The organism is Streptosporangium subroseum (assembly GCF_900188345.1).
Classification (GTDB): Bacteria; Actinomycetota; Actinomycetes; order Streptosporangiales; family Streptosporangiaceae; genus Streptosporangium; species Streptosporangium subroseum.
The window spans coordinates 1-2,069 of record NZ_FZOD01000153.1; the positions used below are offsets into that span (position 1 = coordinate 1).

Annotated in this window: 3 protein-coding genes; 2 read left to right on the forward strand and 1 reads right to left on the reverse strand. The window is 67.3% G+C overall.

The features are described from left to right. Window positions 1-166 precede the first annotated feature (166 nt). Window positions 167-619, reverse strand: a complete 453-nt coding sequence (locus CHC08_RS47725) for a MarR family winged helix-turn-helix transcriptional regulator (RefSeq protein ID WP_089213953.1) — start codon at window positions 617-619, stop codon at window positions 167-169. Between the two features lie 62 nt (window positions 620-681). Between CHC08_RS47725 and CHC08_RS47730 the strand changes: the two genes are divergently transcribed. Both CHC08_RS47730 and CHC08_RS47735 read left to right on the forward strand, forming a co-directional pair. Beyond that, on the forward strand, window positions 682-969 hold the full coding sequence (locus CHC08_RS47730; protein WP_089213954.1) for an antibiotic biosynthesis monooxygenase: 288 nt from the start codon (window positions 682-684) through the stop codon (window positions 967-969). After that, window positions 966-1,802 carry an SDR family oxidoreductase gene (locus tag CHC08_RS47735; RefSeq protein ID WP_089213955.1) on the forward strand — a complete coding sequence of 279 codons (837 nt, stop codon included), beginning with the start codon at window positions 966-968 and terminating at the stop codon, window positions 1,800-1,802. The genes CHC08_RS47730 and CHC08_RS47735 overlap by 4 nt, the downstream gene beginning before the upstream one ends. The last annotated feature ends 267 nt before the right edge of the window (window positions 1,803-2,069 follow it).

Below are 2,069 nucleotides of genomic sequence, written 5' to 3' on the forward strand. Positions count from 1 at the left end.
CCGCGCTGGACGGCGGTGATGGCATGCATCTCAATGACAGAGGCGCCCAGGCCATGGCCGATTCCGTGGACCTCGAAACCCTCGCGCTCTAGAGCCCTGATCGTCAGCCCGCCGCTACCCGGTGATGTCCCTCCGCCAGACCTGGCCCTCCGCGGGTCGGTAACGGTCACTTCGTCCTAGTTTGGCGCTCGGCGACCAGCTTGAAGACGCGTTTGAACTCCGCGTACGCCTCCTCGCCGACCGCCCGCGCGTGCTCGGCCTCCATCTCCGCGACGACGGCGTCCGACTTCACCAGGTGATCGCGGCCCAGTTCGGTGGGCACGATGAGCTTGGCCCTGCGATCGGCGGGATCCGGCTGCCGCTCCACGTACCCGAGCGCCACCAACTCGTCCACCAGGGTGCCGATCACCTGCTTGTGCTGACCCGACTGCGCGGCCAGGTCGGAGGCCCGGCTGCCCTCCACGTCCAGGTAGGCCAGCACGGCCCCGTGCCGCGGCCTGACCTGGTCCTCCCCCATCTCCGCCAGCCGGGAGAACAACTCTTTCTGCAGGCTGAACAGCGTCCGGCTGGACAGGATCCCCAAGTCGGGCATCTCCCGCTTGCGTTCGCTCCTACGCACCGCGCGCCCCTCATTTAGTCACTAATTTTGACTGTCACTAATTCTTACTATATCGTCGTGGTGTGACGACGACAGTAGAACTCACCAGGTTCCGCGTCTCTTCCGAGCACGAGACGGATCTCATCGCCGCCCGTGGCGGAATGATCGCGGACTTCCAGGCCGACCGGGACGGATTCCTGGGCGCCAAGCTGATCCAGCTGTCCGACGGCGAATGGCTGGACATCGTGGAGTGGCGCTCGCCGGCCGACTTCGCGGCCTCCCGCGCCAAGGGCGGCAACCTGCCCGGCATCCAGGCCTTCTTCGGCCTGATCGACGAACTCGTTTCCACAGAAGAGGGGACATTGCGATGACCATCCTGATCACCGGTGCCAACGGCATCGTCTCCAGCGGGGTACTGCGCTCGCTGCGGGGCACGGCGGACCTGCGGGCGCTGGTACGCGACAGGGCCAAGTCGCCATTAGGTGTCGAGGTGGTGGTCGGCGACCTTCACCACCCGGAGACGCTGGACCAGGCGTTCGAGGGCGTAGACACGGTGTGGCTGCTGAACGCCATGGGCCCCGACTCCACGCACGCCAGCAGCAATGCGCTCTGGGCGGCCAGGAAGGCGGGCGTGCGGCACATCGTCCGCATGTCGGCCATCGGCGCGGGGCACGACGCACCGACCCGCAACGGCCGGCTGCACATCCTGTCGGACATCGAGCTCGCGGCCTCGGACGTCGGCTGGACCATCGTCCGCCCGGCGTACTTCATGCAGAACACTCTCGGCTCGGTCAACGGCGACACCTTCTACGGTGCTCCCGGGAAGGGCCGAGTCGGCATGATCGACGTGCGGGACATCGCCGACTTCGCCGCCGTCGTGCTCCGTGACCCCGCACCCCATCGGGGGGAAACCTACACGATCACTGGACCGGAGAGCATCAGCCTGCGGGACACGACGGACACGCTGTCGAAGGTGTACGGCAGGCCGATCGCCTACCAGCCGGTGAGCCCGGACGACGCCTATCCCGCGATGCTGAAGGCCGGGATGAAGGAGTGGGACGCGGCGGTCACCAAGGAGTACCTGAAGGCCTACGACGCGGGCTGGGGCGACTACACCACGCCCACGTACACCGCCGTGACGGGCCGTCCGGGCAGGACGTTCGCCCAGTCCGCCCGCGACTACGCCGATCAGCTCGGCGGATGAGACCGCGCCACGGTGGCCGCCGATGCAGGAACGGCTCGTCGTTTCCGGGCCGTGTCCGGTGGGGTGGTGTCGGCCGGTGGAAGAATCGGCCGGATTGCTGATCCTTCTGCCGGGGCGTTCTTGGGACCTGGCGCGCGTCGCACCGTCACCCGGCGGTTCAGAAGGAGTGGTTGTAGTAGTTGCCCCAGTCGAAGTCGCGGGAGTTGCCCTCGCCGATGCGGGTGCGGAAGCCGTCGAAGCCGCTGTTGCGGCTGTAGCTGAACTTCC

Bases quoted from the DNA above. Each gene is read 5' to 3' on its own strand.
- CHC08_RS47735 (WP_089213955.1), top strand. From the start codon at position 966: ATGACCATCCTGATCACCGGTGCCAACGGCATCGTCTCCAGCGGGGTA.